We start from the raw sequence: 19,082 nt of genomic DNA, 5'->3' as shown, positions 1-19,082 counted from the left end.
CGACATCCAAGGATCCCCATGAGCACGACACCCCAGGAACACGACAAGGCCGGCTGGCTGCTGTACCACTCGGTCGGCATGTTCCCCGGCCAGCAGGCCGCCATGCGCGCGGCGCTGGAAGGCTTCACGACCAGCTGGTGCAGGCCTGGCCTGCAACGCTGGGACGACGGCCTGGCGGCGCGCCGCCAGGTGCTGGACCTGTATGCGCGCCTGCTGCGCGCGCCGGCCGACGCGGTCTACGCGGCCGAGAACGTGACCCAGGCCTTCGCGCAGTTCGTCGGCGCGCTGGGTCGCGCACGGCTGGCCGGCAAGCGCGTGCTGATCGCCGCCGACTGCTTCCCCAGCCTGCACTACATGCTGACCGGCCTGGCGCCGCTGCTGGGCTACACGCTGGACACGGTGCCGGTGGACGCGGCCGCCGGCTACGTCACCGACGACGGCTATATCGCGCGCTGGCAGGACGACGTGGCGCTGGCCATCATCACCCTGGTCACCTCGACCGCGTCCAAGCGCGCCGGCCTGCAAAGGCTGGCCGCCCATGGCCGCGCGCAGGGCAGCCTGATCGCGGTGGACATCACCCAGGCCGCCGGCATCGTCGACGTGGACGTCAGCGCCCCCGCCATCGACTTCGCCGCCACCACCACGCTCAAGTGGCTCTGCGGCGCGCCCGGCGCGGGCCTGGCCTACATCAACCCGGCGCTGCTGGACGAGCGCCTGCAGCCGCTGGTGCAGGGCTGGTTCAGCCAGCCCGATCCCTTCAACTGGGACCTGGACAAATACTCGCTGGCCACGCAGGCGCGCCGCTTCGACAACGGCACGCCGTCCTTTCTGCCCTACGTGGCCTCGGCGCCGGGATTGTCTTGGCTGCTGTCGCCGGCCGCGCAGGGCATGCGCGCGCACAACCAGGCGCTGTCGCGCAAGCTGATCGCGCTGGCCGATGCCAAGGGCTATCGGCTGCGCTCGCCGCGCGATGCCAGCGAACGCGGCGGAAGCGTCATGGTCGAGCTGCCCGCGCCTATCGACGCGCAGGCGCTGGAAGCGCGCCTCGCAACCGAGGGCGTGCTGGCCGACACGCGCGGCCAGGTGCTGCGTCTGTCGCCGGGCGTGCTGACGCAGGCCGCCGTGATCGACGAACTGGACCGCCTGCTGCCCGCGGCCTGAACGTCGCGCCCTGAACGCATCCATCGCATCCATCGCACACCGCATATTCACAAACTAGGGGAACGCGGCATGGAATCATCCAACATCACCACGCGCGAGGCCGGCCTGCACAAGGCGCTGACCAAGCGCCAGATCACCATGATCGCCATCGGCGGGGCCATCGGCACCGGGCTCTTCATGGGCAGCGGCATCGCCATCGGCTACGCAGGGCCGGCGGTATTGATCAGCTACGCCATCGCCGCGCTGATCGCGGTCATCATGGTGTTCGGCCTGGCCGAGATGGCGGTGGCGCATCCGTCGGCCGGCTCGTTCGGCACCTACGCCGAGATGTACCTGAACCGCTGGGCCGGCTTCGTGGTGCGCTACACCTACTGGATCATCCAGGTCGTGGCCGTGGGCGGCGAGGCGGTGGCGGTGGGGCTGTACATGACCTACTGGTTCCCCGGCACGCCGGTATGGATGTGGTCGGCGGCGTTCGGGCTGATCCTGATCTACGTGAACTGCAAGTCGGTGGCGAACTTCGGCTCGTTCGAATACTGGTTCGCGCTGATCAAGGTGGCCGCCATCATGGCCTTCATCGTCATCGGGCTGGCGCACGTGTTCGGCATCGGCACTGGCCGGCCACCAGTCGGCATGCACAACCTGACCGGGCTGGAGGGCGGCTTCATGCCTCACGGCTTCAGCGGCGTATGGATGGGCGTGCTGATGGCGATCTTCTCGTTCTACGGCGTGGAGATCGTGGCCGTGACCTCGGGCGAGGCGGAGAACCCCAAGCAGGCCATCCCGCACGCGCTCAAGTCCATGGTGCTGCGGCTGACGCTGTTCTATGTGCTGGCGCTGGGCATCATGGTGGCCTACCTGCCCTGGACCGAGGCCGGCGCGAAGGTGGTGCAGCAAAGCCCCTTCGTGAAGCTGTTCGCGCACGCCGGCATCGCGCAGGCTGCGGGCATCATGAACTTCGTGGTGATCACCGCCGCGCTGTCCAGCATGAACACCAACATCTACCTGTCCTCGCGCATGCTGTTCTCGCTGTCGCGCGGCGGCTATGCGCCGGGCTTCGTCGGCAAGCTCGCCGCCAACGGCACGCCGCTGCGCGCCACACTGATCTCCGGCGCGGGCGTGCTGGCCACCACCAGCGTGTCCTTCTTCAGCCCGCATGCCTATAACTACCTGTTCGGCGTGGCGCTGTTCGGCGGCATCTTCGTCTGGATCATGATCCTGGTCACGCACCTGCGCTTCCGTCGCGCCTGGCGCGGCGCCGCGCTGCCGGTACGCATGCCGCTGTTCCCCATCGCCCAGATCACCGGCATCGCGCTGCTGGTCGGGATCCTGGTCACGATGGGGCTGGACACCGAGTTCTGGAACATCTCGTGGATCATCGGCGTGCCATGGCTGATCGGCGTATCGCTGGCGTATGTGTTCTGGCGCAGGCGGCAGGGACCGGCCGGCGCGCCGGCGGTGGCGCGAGGGTAGGGCGTGACGCTCCCCGGGAGGCGGCGAATCCGTCGCCCCCGGGCCTCGATCCGCGCAGTGCTGGTCTGCCAATAGGGTGGAAAAAGCAGGCTTGCCGTCGCGTTCCATAGGGAAAAACCGCCACTTGCCCACACCCTGTCCACATCCTACCCACACCCTGCCAACAGCTTGCTCACAGACTAGCCAACAGGCTTATCCACAGGCATCCCGCCCGATTTCCCTGCCGCCGCCGGGTTCCGGATCGATCCGTCCCCGTTCCTCCACAGCCTATTTTTCCTGCGCTCCGGTACAAGCCAGCGCCACCCCCCGCTCATTAACGTAGCCCCATGGCCGTCCTCGAAGACGGCGCTCGATCAAGGGGAACATGATGAGCAAGCAAACCGCCGGCGCGCCGGTGGACCCGATCACGCTGGCCGTGGTGCGCGGCGCGCTGGAGACGGCGCAGCGCGAGATGACGCTGACGCTGGAGAAGACCGGCCGCTCCAGCGTCTTCAACCTGGCGCACGATTACAGCAACGCGTTGTTCGACCATCACCCGGAAATGATCCTGCAGGGCCAGGACATCCCGATTCACCTGGGTTCGCTGATCCCGGCCATGAAGGCGGTCGCCGATTTCTTTGGCGACGACCTGCACGAAGGCGACATCATTTATCACAACGACCCGGTCTACCAGGGCAGCCACATCCTGGATTGCTGCATGTACAAGCCGGTGTTCCACGAGGGCGAGCTGGTGTTCTGGGCGGTCTGCAAGGGCCACCTGACCGATATCGGCGGCCCGGTGCCGGCCGGGTACAACCCGGATGCGCGCGACCTGTACGCCGAAGGGCTGCGGATCCCGCCGGTCAAGCTCTGGGACCGCGGCGTGCGGCGCGACGACGTGATCAACCTGCTGCTGTGCAATATGCGGGCGCGGCGCGACCAGGAAGGCGACCTGAACGCGCAGTACGGCGCCTGCCGCGTCGGCGAACGCCACCTGCGCGCGCTGCTGGCCAAGTACGGGCTGGCCACCGTGCAGGCCGCCATCGCCGAGCTGAAGGACATGGCCGACCGGCACATGCGCTCGCTGATCGCGTCGATCCCGGACGGCACGTACCACGGCCGCGCGCGGCTGGAGGACGCCGGCCACGGCCATGGCGACATGACCATCTCGGCGGCGGTGACGGTCAACGGCGACAGCGTGCACATCCGCATCGACAGCCCGCCGCAGGTGCCGTACTTCATCAATTCCTACGCGGGCAATTCGCTGTCGGGCATCTACCTGGGGCTGATGATGTTCGCCCAAGTGCCGCCGCCCTACAACGCCGGGCTGTACCGCTGCGTGACGGTGGACCTGGGCGAGTCGGGCACGCTGTGCAACGCGCGCGAGCCGGCGCCGCACGTGAACTGCACCACCACGCCGATGGAGACGCTGACCGACGCGGTGCGCCAGGCCTTCGAGGCCGCCGCGCCGGAGCGCGTGACGGCGTCCTGGGGCCATGCCAGCGGCGTCAATATCGCCGGCGTGGATCCCAAGACCGGCGAGCAGTACGTGACCATGGTGCTGGCCTCGATCATCTCGGGCGCCGGCGCCACGCGCCAGATGGACGGCTGGCACGCCTGCGGCCCGCTGTGCTGTTTCGGCGCCCTGAGTTCGGGCGACATCGAGCTGCTGGAATACGCCTATCCCATCATCATCCATCGCTATGGCCTGCAGCAGGACAGCGGCGGCGCCGGGCAGCATCGCGGCGGCAGCGGCACCGTGTGGGAAGTGGAGCCGATCGGCCACGAGATGACCGTGGTGGCTTTCGGCGAGGGCCGGCAGATTCCCACCGGAGGCGCGGCGGGCGCCTACAACTCGCTGCCCGAGCGCAAGCTGGGCCGGCTGGAGCACCGTCACGCCGACGGCCAGGTCACCACGCATCGCAAGAACACCATCCTGAAAGTGACGCCGGGCGAACGCGCGCGCAACGTCAATCCGGGAGGGGGCGGCTACGGCGATCCCTATAGCCGCGCGCCGCTGGACGTGGCGCGCGACGTCGGCAACGGCCTGGTCTCGCGCGAGGCCGCGCAGGCCGAGTACGGCGTCGCCATCTGCGCCGACGGCCAGCCCGACCTGACCGCCACCCATGCCCTGCGCACCCGCGATCCCCGTTAAGGAGCCCACCATGCAAGGACAATATCGCCTCGGCGTGGACGCCGGCGGCACCTTCACCGATTTCGTGCTGGCGGGCCGCGACGGCAAGATCCGCCTGTTCAAGAGCGCATCCACGCCGCAGGACGGCACCCGCGCCATCGCCGCCGGCCTGGCGCAGATGGCCGAAGAACTGGGCCGCCCGGTCGAGGACATCGTGCGCGACTGCGATCTGTGCATCAATGGCACCACCGTGGCGCTGAACGCGCTGATCGAGTTGAAGGGCGTCAAGGTCGGTCTCTTGTGCACCGCTGGCCACGAGGACAGCATCGAGATCCGCCTGGGCCACAAGGAAGAGGGCTACCGCTACGACGCCGACTACCCGCCGGCGCCGCAGCTGGTGCCACGCCGGCTGCGCCTACCGGTGCGCGAGCGCGTGCTGGCCGACGGCTCGGTGCGCCAGCCGCTGAACGAGGACGACGTGCGCGCCGCCATCGAGGTCTTCAAGCGCGAGGGCGTGCAGGCGGTGGCGGTGTCCTTCGTCTGGGCGCCAGCCAATCCCGCACATGAACAGCGCGCGCTGCGGATGGTGGCCGAGGCCATGCCCGATGTGTTCGTCTGCGCCGGCCATGAGGTTTATCCACAGGTGCGCGAATACACGCGCACGTCCACCACCATCGTCAACGCCTACCTGAGTCCGGTGATGGCGCGCTACGTGGCGCGCATCGACGACTATTTCCGCGGCCTGGGCGCGCGCGGCGCGGTGCGCTACTTCCAGTCCAACGGCGGGCTGGCGGTGGGCGAGATCATGCGCCGCCGCGCGGTCAACGCCATCAACTCCGGCCCGGCCTCGGCGCCGCAGGCGGGCCTGTACGTGGCCGCGCCCTTCGGCATCGACAACATCATCACCGTGGACATGGGCGGCACCTCGTTCGACATCACCCTGGCGCGCGGCGGCCAGACCAACCTGAACCGCAACATCGATTTCCTGCGCCACCGCATCGGCGTGCCGATGATCCACGTCGAGACGCTGGGCGCGGGCGGCGGCTCGATCGCCCACCTGAACGCCTTCGGCATGCTGGAAGTGGGACCGCGCAGCGCCGGCGCCATGCCCGGGCCGGCCTGCTACGGCCAGGGCGGCGAGGAACCGACCGTCACCGACGCCAACATGGCGCTGGGCTACCTGCGCCCGGACGCGGTGCTGGGCGGCGCCATCCGCCTGGACCGCGAGCGCGCCGTCGCCACCATCCGGCGCGGCGTGGCCGAGCCGCTGGGCCTGAGCCTGGAACGCGCGGCGCACGGCATCGGCACGCTGGTGAACCTGAACATGGCCAACGGCATCCGTCGCATCTCCATCGAGAACGGCTACGATCCGCGCGACTTCGCGCTGGTCTGCGCCGGGGGCGCGGCGGGCATGCACATCACCGCGCTGGCCGAGGAAATCGGCAGCCGCAACGTACTGGTGCCCAAGATCGCCTCCTGCCTGTGCGCCTTTGGCCAGGTGATCTCCGACGTCAAATACCACTTCCTGGCCAGCGCCGTCATGCGCCTGGACGAGCACGCCGATCTGGCGCGGCTGGACCAGCTGTTCAGCGACATGGAAGCGCGCGGCCGCGAGTTGCTGGCGGCCGACGGTTTCGCGCCGGAACGCATCAGCCTGGACCGCAAGGTCGAGATGCGCTATCAGGGCCAGATCCACGAATGCCAGGTGGACGTACCGCCCGGCCCCGTCACCGCCGACACGCTGGGCGCGCTGCTGCGCGCTTTCCACGCGCGCCACGAACAGCTCTACACCTATGCCGAACCGCACAACGTAGTCGAACTGGTGAACCTGGAAGTGATGGCGGCCGGCGCGGTGGACAAGCCCGCCTTGCCTGAGCTGCCAAGCGGCGACGGCGATCCGGCGAGAGCGCTGACGGACATGCGCGACATGCTGTTCGAGGGCGACGGCCCCTGGACCGCCACCCCGGTGTATGACGGCGGCAAGCTGCTGGCCGGCGACGCGATCGCCGGCCCAGCGGTGATCGAGGAGCCCACCACCACCATCGTGGTGCGGCCAGGCTGGCAAGCCCTGCTGCACGGCTCGGGTACGTACTTATTGACCCGCGCGGCCGGCTGATCCAGATTGGCGTCTGTTATGCACGCGGAGGGCAGTCCCGTGGACACCCGCTACGACACCGCCGGCCTGGCCGCTCCCGACCGCTCCCGCCACTGGGAGGCGGCGGTCGGAAACACCTACTTCAGCCTGCAACTGCAATTCCAGGACGCCGCGCGCTTCGAGGGCTCGCTGCGCTCCTGGCGGCTGGGCGCGCTGTCGCTGTCGCGACTGGCCTCGTCGCCGCTGTGCTACCGGCGGCTGAAGACGCATCTGCGCGACTGCAACGACGAGCAATATCTGGTGACGGTGCCGCGCCAAAGCTGCATACGCTTCGCCCAGGCCGGCCGAGAAACGCTGTGCCAGCCCGGCGCGTTCCTGCTGGAACACGGCCACAGTCCCTATGAATTCTCTTATGCGCAGGACAACGCGCTGTGGGTGTTGAAGGTGCCCGGCGCCCTGCTGCGCGGCCGGCTGCGCACGCCCGACCGCTATTGCGCGCTGTCGTTCGACGCCAGCAGCGGCGCGGGCTGGCTGTTCGCGTCCTATGTGGATCTGGTCGGCCAGCAGCTCGGGCAGCAGCTGGATGGCGGCGACGGCCCGGCGCGCGAACTCGCCGCGCAGCAGCTGGTGGACCTGCTGGTCTGTTCGGTGCAGGCCGATGCGCGCGTGCTGTCCTCCAGCGATTCGGCGGTGCGCGCCGCGCACCTGTGCCGCATCGAGGACTACGCGCGCCGCCACCTGGGCGACCGCGACCTGACGCCGGAACGCACCGCGCAGGCCTGCGGCATCTCCACGCGCTACCTGCACGCGCTGTACCGCGACGCGGGCCAGACCTTCGTCCAGTGGCTGCACGAGCAGCGCCTGGACCGCGCCGAGCAGGCGCTGCGCGGCGCGCCCGTATCCGTGGCCAGCGTCGCGCATCAATGGGGCTTTGCCGACCAGTCGCATTTCTCGCGGCTGTTCAAGCGCCGCTATGGACACACGCCGGGGCAAGCGCGCCGCCGCATGGATTGATACGATGCGCGGCCGGTGTGACCGACCACGCTTCGTCGCCCTGATCTAGCCGGCCGCAGCCACCCGGCCCGCCGCGCCGGCGCACAGCCGGTACACCAGCGCCGACACCACGAAGCTCGCCGGCGCGGCCAGCGTGGCCGCGAAGCCCGCCGTGTGCATCAGGGCCAGTCCGCAGATCGCGCCGGCGAACCAACCCGTCAGGCCCGCCCGATTGAACGCCGCGCCGCCGGACGACACGGTCCCGTCATCGCCCGACAGGATGTGCACCAGCGCCACCGCGACCCAGGACACGACGAAGATGCCCTGGTAGGCCAGCGCCTGCAGCAGATACGAGAACACGTCCAGCAGCATCAGCGCGTAGGTCACCGCGCCCACCGCCACGGCCCAGGCGGCCTTGGGCCAGCGCATGCCGGAAAAGCGCGCGAAGAAGGCCTGCATGTTGATGGTGGCCAGGTAGTAGTTGGCGGTATTGATGCGGGTCTGCGTGATCCAGACGAACAGCAGGCCGCCCAATCCCATGAGCTTGAGCAGGGCCAGCACCACCGACACTTCCGACAACGCCGCATCGCTGGGAATCGTGCTGACCAGGTAGATGCCGGCCACGCCGTTGAGCAGGAAGGTCACCAGGTAGAACGGCATGCCGAAATTGAAACGGCTGTGATACGCCTGATCCTCGCGCTTGCCGAAACGCGCATAGTCGAAAGTGAACATCATCAGGATCCACACGCCCATGTAGTACACGAACGCATCCCACCAGCCGCCCTCCACCGGGCCGCCAGCAGGTCCGAAGGACAGCCAGGCGTCGCTGTAGCCGTATTCGCGCGTGGCCATTACCACGGCCAGCAGCAGGCCCAGCAGATAGAAGGGCAGCAGCACGCCGTTGAACTTGTCTAGCCAACGCTGCACGCTGCCGAAGATCAGCAGCACGCTGTAGATCACCACCGCCAGCGCCACCAGCCAGTACGGCACGGCGGGATAAAGGTGGTGCGCCGCCACGGCGATGACGGCGCCTTCGAACACCGCGTAGTAGATGGCGGTGGCGAAGAAGATCAGCGTGGCCAGCGCCGCGCCGGACGTTCCGAACAGCTTGCGCGAGAACAGCGCCACCGACAGGCCGGTGCGGATCGCGTAGCGGCTGATGATGCCGTTGACGATGCCATAGCAGACCACCGACAGCGCCATGCCGATGATGGCGTTGCGCGCGCCGTACTTCAGCGCCAGCGTCGCCCCCACGACGATATAGAACATCGCGCTGCACACGGCCCACCATGCCATGGTGAGCGAGTAGCGCGGCATGCGGTCGGCATCGGCGACGGCATGCAGGGAATTGTCCGTCTCGTCGGACGGTTTGTTGCGGACCAGGTTGGCCATGATCGATCTCCCGGCGGGAATCAGTGCTGCGATGAATGAAGCGACGGATACTGCGTGCCTTGCGGCGTGCTTTGCTGCGGTTCAACTGCAACGGACGCGCCGACGCGCGCAACCCGTGCTGCGGGCTGCGGCGTGGAACGTGAAAGAAAGCGGGGAAAACGCGCCGCTCAGGGCGCGGTCGAGGATGCCGGCGTCTTAACCGCTGAGCGCCTGCCGCAAACGGTCGTAGCGGGCGTGGTGCTCACGCCTGGCGGCCAGCGCCTGCTCCAGCGTCACCTTTTCGAAGCGCGCGCTCTGGTTGGGCTGCATCTGTCCGACCTTGTCCATGTCGGCGCTGATGACCGTGCCGATCATGGCGTAGCCGCCGCCGGACACCGCGTCGCGGTGCAGGATGATGGGCTCCACGCCGGCCGGCACCTGGATCGAGCCGATGGGATAGCAGGCGTCGACGATGTTGGACGGATCCGCGCCCGCGCCGAAGGGCTGTTCGCGCTCGCGAAAACGCAGCGCGCGGCCCTGCTTGTAGCGGTAGCCGATGCGGTCGGCCTCGGACGTGACGGTCCAGGCGTCCTGGTAGAACGTGGCGGCCGATTCCGGTTCCAGCCGATGGTCGTACAGGCCCGGCAATACGCGCAGCGTCTGCGTCTTGGGACAGTGCGCCGCCAGGTCCAGGGGCAATTCGCGCCCGGCCCGCGCGCGCGGCGAGGGTTGGCCGATGGCCAGCTTGTCGCGGGCCTTGAGCCGGCGGCCCTCGTGCCCGCCGATGGCGCCCAGTGTATAGGTCGAACGGCTGCCCAGCACCACCGGCACGTCGATGCCGCCGGCCACGGCCAGGCAGGCGCGCGCGCCCGCCGAGACGAACTCGAACGACAGGCGGCTGCCGGCGGGCACGGCCAGCGCCATGTTGCAGGGCATGGGCTTGCCATCGATCTTCGGCGCCATGGTGGCGCCGGTCACGGCGATCAGCGCGGCGCGATGGAACAGCAATTCCGGGCCCAGCAGCGTGCATTCCAGCACCGCCGCGTCCTCGGCATTGCCCACCAGCAGGTTGGCCGCCGCCAGCGCGTACTGGTCCAGCGCGCCCGACGGCGGAATGCCCAGGTGGTAGTAGCCCTGGCGGCCCTTGTCCTGCACCGAGGTGGCCAGTCCGGGCTTGAGGACTTCGATGTGGGAAGCGTCAGCCATGTAGCGTCTCCAGCAGGCGGGCGTTGCACGATTGCGGCGCCCGCAGGAATTCCGCGAGCGAGAAGGAAACCGGACGGATGCGCAGCGCGAAGCTGCCGTCCTCGACCTGGGCCTCGGCCCGGTCGTATTCCTCGCGATTGATGGGCTTGAACTTGACGATGTCGCCGGGCCGGAAGAACACCATCGAATCCCGCAGATGCGCCAGGCGCTGGCCCGGCTCGAAGATTGGCGCGGGCGTCACGCCGAACATCTGATAACCGCCGGCGCCGCGCACGGAATAAATGCAGCCGAAGCAACCGCCATGTCCCACAGTGTGCCTGGGCGTGTCGGTGCGCGGCCGCAGGTACTTCGGCACCTGCAGCTGACGCTCGCGCTCGACCATCTGGAACATGAAGGGCAGGCCGGCCACGAAACCCACCATGGACACGAACCAGGGCGAGCCGGCATGCGCGTCGATGAAGGCCTGCACCGACGCAAAGCCGTTGATGCGCGCGGCGTATTCCAGATCGGTGGATGCCGGGTCCTGGTGCCGCTCGCGAAAGCGCATCAGCGTCTCGTGCGTCCACGGGTCGTTGTAGTAGACCGGGATTTCGATGATGCGCGTGTCCAGGCTGAGGTTGGCCATGTCGATGCCTTCCTCCAGCTCGCGCAGCAGGGCCAGCAGCGCGTCGGGCGCGATGCGATCGGGGTCGTAGCGCACCTGATAGGACGCGTTGGCCGGGCATATCTCGGTCACGCCGTCGACCGCGCGCTCGCGCAGCGCGCGGGTGATGGCCATGCCCTTGAAGAAGGATTCCAGCGACATGTCCTCGCTGATCTCGGCGAAGATGAATTCGTCGCCGCCATGGGTGTAGCGCACGCTCATCGCTGCTCCTCCCGCTCCGCCCGCATCCAGGCTTCCAGCCAGTTCGTGTGGTAGTCGCCCGCCACCACCTCGGGATCCTGCGCCAGCGCGCGGTGCAGCGCCAGCGTGGAATGCACGCCTTCCAGCTCGACCTCGTCCAGCGCCCGCGCCAGCCGGGCCAACGCCGCGCCACGGTCTTCGTCCCAGACAATGAGCTTGGCCAGCAGCGAATCGTAGTAGGGCGATACCGTGCAGCCCGGATACAGCATGGAATCCACGCGCACGCCCGGCCCGCCCGGCCAGCGCAGCTGATCGACGCGGCCCGGGCTGGGCGCGAAATTGCGCTGCGGGTCTTCCGCGTTCAGCCGGCATTCGATGGCCGCGCCGCGCAGCGAGATATCCTGCTGGCGCCAGCGTAGCGGCTCGCCATCGGCGATGCGCAGCATCTCGCGCACCAGGTCCACGCCAGTCACGGCCTCGGTGATGGGATGCTCGACCTGGATGCGCGTGTTCATCTCGATGAAATAGAAATCCTGCGCGCCACGGCTGTCGTCGTACAGGAACTCCAGCGTGCCGGCGCCGCGATAGCCCACCGAGCGCGCCAGCTGCGCGGCCGATTCGCACAGGCGCTGGCGCGTGGCGGCGTCCAGCGCGGGCGAGGGCGCTTCCTCGAATACCTTCTGGCGACGCCGCTGCAACGAGCATTCGCGTTCATAAAGATGGATGGCGTTCTTGCCGTCGCCCAGCACCTGCACTTCGATGTGCCGCGCGCGCGGCAGGTAGCGTTCCAGGTAGACGCCGCCATAGCCGAACGCCGCCTGCGCCTCGGCCTGGGCCTGCGGCATCTGAGCGCGCAGCTCGGCCTCGTCCTGCACCACGCGGATGCCGCGCCCGCCGCCGCCGGCCGCCGCCTTGATCATCAGGGGATAGCCCATGCCGCCCGCATGCGTCAGCGCTTCATCGAGCGAGGACACCACGCCTGCGCTGCCGGGCACGGTCGGCACGCCGGCCGCCAGGGCGCAGGCGCGCGCGGCGGCCTTGTCGCCCATTTTCCGTATGGTCTCCGCATCCGGGCCGACGAAGATCAGGCCCGCGTCGCTGACGGCCTGCGCGAAGGCGGCGTTCTCCGAAAGAAAGCCGTAGCCGGGATGCACGGCCTGGACGCCGGTTTCGCGCGCGGCCTTCAACACGGCGTCCACGTTCAGGTAGCTGCGCGTGGCGTGGGCCGGGCCGATGTGCACGGCCTCGTCCGCCATGCGCGTGGCCAGCGCGTCGCGGTCCGCGTCGCTATAGACCGCCACGCTGCGCATGCCGAGTTCGCGGGCGGCGCGAATCACGCGCAAAGCGATCTCGCCTCGGTTGGCCACCAGCAGCTTGTGAATGCGGCGCGGGCGGTAGGAAGAGTCAATCACGGACATGGAACGCTCACTCCTTGATGCGCAACAGCGGCTGGCCGATATCCACCGGGTCGCCGTCTTCGGCCAGGAAAGCCTCGACCACGCCGGCGACCGGCGTTTCCACCTGGTTGAACTGCTTCATCACCTCGACGATGCCGATCACGTCGCCCGCCGCGACCGTCGCGCCGGGCTCGACGAACGGCGGCGCGTCGGGGCTGGGCCGGCGATAGAACGTGCCGGGCAAGGGGCTGGGGATTTCCTGTGACGACATGGTTTTCTCCTTGGAATGTTCGTATGGGTTGCAAGCGCGCGCGGGTTCAGGGTCCGGTGATGCTGGGCGGCGCGACATGGATGCCGGCCCCGTCCAGCGCCGCGCGCGTGGCGCGCACCAGCGCCAGCGCGCCCGGCGTATCGCTGTGGATGCACACGGAATCGAAATCGATGGCGATGTCCTGGCCGTCGACGGTGCGGACCTTGCCGTCGACGCAGGCGCGCAGCACCTTGGCGGCGACCTTGTCCGGGTCCAGCGGCTGTGGGCGGCGGGTGAAGACGATGGAGCCGCTGGCGTCGTAGTCGCGATCGGCATAGAACTCGCGCACCACGGGCTGGCTCAGTTCGCGCGCGATGCGGCAGGTCACCGAGTTTTCCATGCAGTACAGGGCCAGCGTCGGCTCCAGTTCACGCAGCGTCTCGACCAGCCGGCGCGACAGCGCCTCGTCGCGCGCGGCCAGCATGTACAGCGCGCCATGCGGTTTCACGTGCTGCAGCCGCAGCCCGTGCAGGCGGGCGAATTCGCGCAACGCCCCCAGCTGATAGACGATGTCGTGGACCAGGGCGTCGGCGCTTTCGCGCAGATCGCGGCGGCCGAAGCCGACCAGGTCGCGAAAACCGGGATGGGCGCCGATGCAGACGCCATGCTCGCGCGCCAGCAGCACGGTGCGGTTCATGATGTTGGGATCGCCGGCATGAAAGCCGGTGGCGATGTTGGCCGAGCTGATCAGCGGCATGATGGCGTCGTCCACGCCGTCTCCGATGGTCCATGGGCCGAATCCTTCGCCCATGTCGGAATTCAGGTCGATGCTCCGCTTGCGCATTGTGGGATGTCTCCGTCTTGTTGCGGGCCGCGTGTGGCGCGGCGCTTGACGTGAACAGTAGCCAAGGCGGACGGGGATAAAAAGTTCTTTTTATTGATCGTTCAGTATCTGAAATTCAGATATTACGCAGTTGCGCCGAAGCGGACAGATTTGAACTTTCACTATAAAAACCAAGGGAAATCCCCAGGTTTTGATTTCTGGTTCCCACCAGGATTAATAGATATTCTGCGTGCTTGATATCGAATATTCAGATAACACCCGCCATGTCGATCACGCTGCGCCAGCTCAAGTACTTCGTCGCCGCGGCCGAACTGGGCCAGATTTCGCAAGCGGCGATCCAGCTGGCGATCTCCCAGTCCGCCGTCACCAGCGCCATCCGCGAGCTGGAGGAAACCGTGGGCGCGGCGCTGTTCGAACGCGGCGCCCACGGCGTGACGCTGACGCACAGCGGCCGCGGCTTTCTCAATCATGCGTACAACATCCTGTCCTCGGTCGACGAGGCGCTGCGCATGCCCAGCGCGGCCGAGGATGTGTCGGGCCGCCTGCTGTTGGCCGCGTCCTATACCGTCATCGGTTATTTTCTGCCGTATCACCTGCAGCGGCTGTCGCAGCAGTATCCGCAGCTGGACATCCAGCTGCACGAGCTGAACCGCAGCGCCATCGAGGAAGGCTTGATCGCCAACCGCTACGACATGGCGGTGCTGCTGACGTCCAATGTGGCCAACCCGGACCTGGCGGTCGAGCATTTCTTCGGTTCGCCCCGGCGGCTATGGCTGCCGGCCCGGCATCCCTTGCTGGAGCGCGATACCGTCACGCTGGAAGACGTGGCGCGCGAGCCTTTCATCATGTTGACGGTGGACGAAGCGGCCTATACAGCACTGCGCTACTGGAACGAAACGCCGTTCAAGCCGGACGTGCGGCTGCGCACCTCGTCGGTCGAGGCCGTGCGCAGCATGGTGGCCAACGGCAGCGGCGTGGCGGTGCTGTCGGACATGGTTTACCGGCCCTGGTCGCTGGAAGGGCGGCGCATCGAGACGATCCAGCTCAAGGATCCGATTCCGCCCATGAACGTGGGACTGGCCTGGCGCAAGGGCGCGGAGATATCGCCGGCGATGCGGGCGGTGCGCGAGTATTTCCGGCATGCCTATACGGCGCAGCGGGTAGGCCAGGCTTGATTATGAGCAATAGCTCATATTTAAAGAGCATGCCACTCAGGAAGATCGCCCACTCACATCCCGGCCCCCGCCGAATCTTGCACGCGCCAACCGGTTGCTCGCCAGCGACTTCGCATACACGGATGCCGGCCGTATCCGCTGCGCCAGGGCATACCCCGTGATGCAGGCCAGCATCAGCGGCAGCATCACCTCATAGCTCAGCGTCATCTCGAAAATCATCAGGATGGACATGAGCGGCGCATAGGTCGTGGCGGCCAGCATCGCCCCCATGCCGACCACGGCATAACTGGCGGGCGTGGACACCGCGCCCGGCGGCAGCAGGGCCTGCAGGCCCATGCCATAAAGCGAACCCAGCGCCGCGCCGACGAACAGGGTAGGCGTGAACACGCCGCCGACCGCGCCCGAACCGGCGCTGGCGGCCGTGGCGATGATCTTCAGCAGCAGGATGGCGGCGACCGCCGACCAGGCCCACTGCGTATGCAGCATGCTGTTGACCACGCTGTAGCCATTGCCCCAGACCTCGGGCTTGTACAGCGACAACGCGCCGACGATCAGGCCGCCCAGCGCCATGCGGGTCCACAACGGCGCGGGCAGGCGGCCAAAGCCGGCGCGCGACAGGTCGAGCAGGCGCAGGAACTGCGGCGCCAGCAAGCCGGCCAACAGGCCCAGTCCCAGATAGCTGGCCACTTCCCAGCCGGACACGAAGTCGAAGGGCGGCATGTGGAATACCGCGTCGTAGTGCAGGATCTGCCGCGTCACGATATTGGCCACGACCGAGGCCACCACCAGCGGCACCAGCGTGGCCGAGGAAATCACGCCATAGACAATCTCGGAAATGAACAGGGCGCCGGCGATGGGCGCGTTGTACGCGGCGGTGATGCCCGCCGTCGCGCCGCATGCCACCAGCAGGCGCAATTGCCGTGGCGGCAGGACCAGAAAGCGGCCGCTCAATGAGGACAGCATCGCGGCCAGCTGCACCATCGGCCCTTCGCGCCCGATGGAAGCGCCGGATCCGATGGAAAGCAGCGAGGACACGCTGCGCGCCAGGGTCTGGCGAAAGCCGATCACCCCGCGCCCGACGGCGATGGCTTCCATGTAATCGGCCGCGCCGCGTCTGGGCAGCCAGCGCGAGGCCAGTTGCAGAACCAGGCCGGCCAACGCGCCACCGGCCGCCGGCAACAGCAGCCGCTGCCAGGACTCCAGGCCGCGCGCCAGATGGACCATGCCATGCGGCGTGTCCTCTCCGCCCAGCACCACCTGTATCCAGGAAAGCAGCTCGCGGAACACCACGGTGGCCAGCGCGCCCAGCAGTCCCATCAAGGCGGCTGTGAACAAGGTGTAGGGCAGGTTTTCGGCCACCAATTGGCCACGCAACGCCCCGGCCCAGCGGAATTTTCCGATTCGAATTTCTTTTGCCATGGCCGGAATTCTACGGCGGCAGCTGCTCACTTTTTGTTCAGCGGACCGTCAACCGAACGCGCGCATGGGGCCTGGAATGCCTGCCCGCGAACGTGCCTCACAGGGCTTTCTGGAGGCTCCCAGGGGGTGAAAAACAGGATGGGCAAAGCGGGTTTTTCAGGGGTAAAAATGGCGATCCGGAGCCTGTCCGGCAAGAATCAGCCTGTGGATAACTACTGGGGCGCGCTGTTGTGCACATGTTGTGGAGGCAAGTTGAACAAGCGGGGGTTTTGGCGGGGTCGCCAAATCTTGTCCAACTTCGACTTTTTTCCCACACAGAGTTCTTGCACAGCCAAAAACCGTCGCAAGGCTATGAAAAAAAACAGGTTTCCAAGGTTAAGGTAGTTATCCACAGGCCTTATTAATCATTAGTCTTTATATAAAGAGAACTACAGGGAAAAGACAAACATGCTCCCTCTCACCTCCCAGCCACGCCCCCCCGGACTTCGTCCATGCGCATCCTTCTGATAGAAGACGAAGCTGAACTTGCCCGCTGGTTGGCACGCAGCCTGGCCCGTCACGCGGGTTTCGTTGTGGAATGGGCAGATGACGGGCTGGTTGCCGAACGGCGTTTGGCAATGGAAGAATTTGACGCGGTCGTGCTCGACCTGGGATTGCCGGGCATGGATGGCCATTCCTTGCTGGCCAGGATGCGCGCGCGCGACGATCGAACGCCGGTGCTGGTCCTCACTGCGCGCGACTCACTCGCCGAAAAAATCGGCACGCTGCATGAAGGCGCCGATGATTTCCTGCCAAAACCCTTTGTTGTGGAAGAGTTGGAAGCGCGTTTGATCGCGCTGATCCGGCGCAGCCGAGGGCGAGAACGTCCGCGGCACATCCTGGGAAACCTGGTTTTCGATACCGCGACACAGAAATTCACGGTCCACGGACAGCCCCTGCAGTTATCCCCACGTGAACACGCGGTGCTGCGCACGCTGATCCAGAAAAGTGGCGAACCAATCAACAAGCAACAGATCCTGGACCGGATCCTGACCGACGATGCGGACATCAACCTGGAAGCGATCGAGGTGCTGGTCCACCGCTTGCGCAAGAAATTAGCGGATACCGATGTGCAGATCGTGACCATGCGCGGCATGGGCTACTGCCTGGAGAACGCTGTTGACAACCCGTAGTACGGAAAAAATCGGCGCGAAAAACAGCCTGCCGGCACAGGGCAGGCGCCCCCGGACGCTGAAAACGCAGTTGCTCTGGTGGCTGATTCCGACGCTGGTCCTGGTGATGATCGCCGCGCTGTGGCTGTCGAACCACCAGCTGCGCAACCAGGTCGACATGGCCTATGATCGCTCACTCGCCGGCGCGCTGCGCGCGATCGACCACAACATATCCACAGCCAGCGGTGGATTAGCCATGGAGCAGCCATACCTGATGCTGGAATTCTTCGAGCTGACGGCCAATGGCAGCGTGTTCTACCGGGTGGCCACCGAGGACGGGCTGGCCGAGATCGGTCATCCGGACCTGCCCATGCCCGACCGGCCGCTGGAATCTGGCGAGCCGCAGTTTTTCTATGCCGACTACCTGGGCACGCCGGTGCGAGTCGCGGCGCTGGCCCGTCCGATGGATCCGCCGCTGTACGCGAATAAAGGGGGACGTATAATCGTGCAGGTCGCGGAAGGCCTGGGCACCCGCCAGGAATTTCTGCACCGGGTGCTGTTGCGCTCGGTGGAACGCGACCTGGCGGTGATCGTCATAAGCGTCCTGGTGGTCATCCTGGGGGTTTTCATGGCCCTGAGGCCCCTGGAACGGCTGCGCCAGGATGTGGAAAAGCGGTCCTCGGACGATTTAAGCCCCGTAGACGCATCGGACATGCCAGGTGAGGTCCTACCCCTGGTCAGCGCCATAAACCTCCACATGGCCCGTTTTGCGGCTCAGGCGAGGGTGCAAAGCCAGTTCCTGGACGACGCCTCGCACCAATTGCGCACGCCTTTGTCGGTTTTGCGGACCCAGACGGCCTATGCCTTGCGCGAAACAGACCCCCAGGAGGTCCGTACAGCCCTTCTGGCGATGCAGGAAGGCTTGGACAGGGCCGTGCGTACCACCAATCAGATGCTGGCCCTGGCGCGCGCTAAAGACGCCTCCCTGGCCGAAGGCGGGTTCGCGCCCGAGCCGGTCGACCTGGTCGACACGGCGGACGCCGTCATCCGCGCCCTGCTGCCGGCGGCCCGTACCCGCCAGCTGGACGTGGGCATGGACACGCCGTCCGGACCGGTCAAGGTGCCGGCGGCCGACTGGCTGCTGCGGGAGGCGGTCAGCAACCTGGTGGACAACGCCATCCGTTACAGCCCGCAGGGCGGGGATCTGACGGTCCGGGTGCAGGTCGGGGACGGGACGGCCTGGCTGGTGGTGGAGGACAGCGGCCCGGGCATGTCGGCCGAGGACATCGCCCGCGCCTGCGTGCGTTTCCGCCGGGGAGCGGCGGGCAGGAACAAGCCGGGCGCCGGCCTGGGCCTGGCCATCGTCGGCACCATCGCCGAGATCCTGGGCGCGAAGCTGGTCCTAGAGAACCGGACGCCGCAGCCCGGCTTGCGCGCGGCGCTGGTGTTTACCCTGGAAAACACCGCGGATGCTGCGCTGCGTCACGAAAATCACAGAATTTGAAAGGTGTTGGAAAGGTTCGATTTTGTACGGTTGCGTCCGCGGGGCCAGCAGAGCCGCGCATGGGACGGCCTGCAAGGCGGGCATGG

15 protein-coding genes are annotated in these 19,082 nt (G+C 67.1%); 8 read left to right on the top strand and 7 right to left on the bottom strand.

The window, feature by feature from the left end; genetic code table 11:
- Positions 1-18 precede the first annotated feature (18 nt).
- The 5 genes from C2U31_RS04745 (at position 19) to C2U31_RS04725 (ending at position 7,856) form a co-directional block, all read left to right on the top strand.
- Entirely contained in the window at positions 19-1,161 is a 1,143-nt protein-coding gene (locus tag C2U31_RS04745) for an aminotransferase class V-fold PLP-dependent enzyme (RefSeq protein WP_103271782.1), read from the top strand.
- A 69-nt stretch (positions 1,162-1,230) separates the two neighbouring features.
- Entirely contained in the window at positions 1,231-2,634 is a 1,404-nt protein-coding gene (locus C2U31_RS04740; RefSeq protein WP_103271781.1) for an amino acid permease, read from the top strand.
- 367 nt (positions 2,635-3,001) lie between these two features.
- Positions 3,002-4,768, top strand: a complete 1,767-nt coding sequence (locus C2U31_RS04735; RefSeq protein WP_103276254.1) for a hydantoinase B/oxoprolinase family protein — start codon at positions 3,002-3,004, stop codon at positions 4,766-4,768.
- 10 nt (positions 4,769-4,778) lie between these two features.
- Positions 4,779-6,863 carry a hydantoinase/oxoprolinase family protein gene (locus C2U31_RS04730; protein WP_103271780.1) on the top strand — a complete coding sequence of 695 codons (2,085 nt, stop codon included), beginning with the start codon at positions 4,779-4,781 and terminating at the stop codon, positions 6,861-6,863.
- Between the two features lie 39 nt (positions 6,864-6,902).
- Positions 6,903-7,856 (top strand): helix-turn-helix domain-containing protein, encoded by a 954-nt coding sequence (locus C2U31_RS04725; protein ID WP_233772647.1) that lies wholly within the window; start codon positions 6,903-6,905, stop codon positions 7,854-7,856.
- 45 nt (positions 7,857-7,901) lie between these two features.
- Here C2U31_RS04725 and C2U31_RS04720 read toward each other — a convergent pair whose 3' ends face one another.
- The 6 genes from C2U31_RS04720 to C2U31_RS04695 form a co-directional block, all read right to left on the bottom strand.
- Positions 7,902-9,227 carry a cytosine permease gene (locus C2U31_RS04720; protein WP_103271778.1) on the bottom strand — a complete coding sequence of 442 codons (1,326 nt, stop codon included), beginning with the start codon at positions 9,225-9,227 and terminating at the stop codon, positions 7,902-7,904.
- A gap of 195 nt (positions 9,228-9,422) precedes the next feature.
- Positions 9,423-10,412: a biotin-dependent carboxyltransferase family protein gene (locus C2U31_RS04715; protein ID WP_103271777.1), complete on the bottom strand. Its 990-nt coding sequence runs from the start codon at positions 10,410-10,412 to the stop codon at positions 9,423-9,425.
- Positions 10,405-11,277 (bottom strand): allophanate hydrolase subunit 1, encoded by an 873-nt coding sequence (locus tag C2U31_RS04710; protein ID WP_103271776.1) that lies wholly within the window; start codon positions 11,275-11,277, stop codon positions 10,405-10,407. Before C2U31_RS04710 ends, C2U31_RS04715 begins: the two co-directional genes overlap by 8 nt.
- The gene (locus C2U31_RS04705) at positions 11,274-12,674 is read right to left on the bottom strand and encodes an acetyl-CoA carboxylase biotin carboxylase subunit (protein WP_103271775.1); all 1,401 of its coding nucleotides are present in this window, start codon (positions 12,672-12,674) and stop codon (positions 11,274-11,276) included. Before C2U31_RS04705 ends, C2U31_RS04710 begins: the two co-directional genes overlap by 4 nt.
- A gap of 7 nt (positions 12,675-12,681) precedes the next feature.
- Positions 12,682-12,924, bottom strand: a complete 243-nt coding sequence (locus C2U31_RS04700) for an acetyl-CoA carboxylase (RefSeq protein WP_103271774.1) — start codon at positions 12,922-12,924, stop codon at positions 12,682-12,684.
- A 46-nt stretch (positions 12,925-12,970) separates the two neighbouring features.
- Positions 12,971-13,747, bottom strand: a complete 777-nt coding sequence (locus C2U31_RS04695; RefSeq protein ID WP_103271773.1) for a 5-oxoprolinase subunit PxpA — start codon at positions 13,745-13,747, stop codon at positions 12,971-12,973.
- Between the two features lie 263 nt (positions 13,748-14,010).
- Between C2U31_RS04695 and C2U31_RS04690 the strand changes: the two genes are divergently transcribed.
- The gene (locus C2U31_RS04690) at positions 14,011-14,922 is read left to right on the top strand and encodes a LysR family transcriptional regulator (RefSeq protein ID WP_103271772.1); all 912 of its coding nucleotides are present in this window, start codon (positions 14,011-14,013) and stop codon (positions 14,920-14,922) included.
- Between the two features lie 36 nt (positions 14,923-14,958).
- On the opposite strand, the gene C2U31_RS04685 is transcribed toward C2U31_RS04690, so the two are convergent.
- A complete protein-coding gene (locus C2U31_RS04685; RefSeq protein WP_103271771.1) occupies positions 14,959-16,341 on the bottom strand; it encodes a ClcB-like voltage-gated chloride channel protein in 1,383 nt (460 codons plus the stop codon).
- Positions 16,342-16,832: 491 nt separating this feature from the next.
- Here C2U31_RS04685 and C2U31_RS04675 point away from each other — a divergent pair, with 491 nt between their 5' ends.
- Positions 16,833-17,513, top strand: a complete 681-nt coding sequence (locus tag C2U31_RS04675; RefSeq protein ID WP_103271769.1) for a response regulator — start codon at positions 16,833-16,835, stop codon at positions 17,511-17,513.
- Positions 17,500-18,996, top strand: coding sequence for a sensor histidine kinase (locus tag C2U31_RS04670; RefSeq protein ID WP_369869739.1), 1,497 nt, complete (start codon positions 17,500-17,502; stop codon positions 18,994-18,996). The genes C2U31_RS04675 and C2U31_RS04670 overlap by 14 nt, the downstream gene beginning before the upstream one ends.
- Positions 18,997-19,082: the final 86 nt, after the last annotated feature.

Origin of the sequence: Achromobacter sp. AONIH1 (genome assembly GCF_002902905.1) — a bacterium.
GTDB lineage: Bacteria > Pseudomonadota > Gammaproteobacteria > Burkholderiales > Burkholderiaceae_B > Achromobacter.
This window is presented reverse-complemented; position numbering and strand designations above follow the sequence as displayed.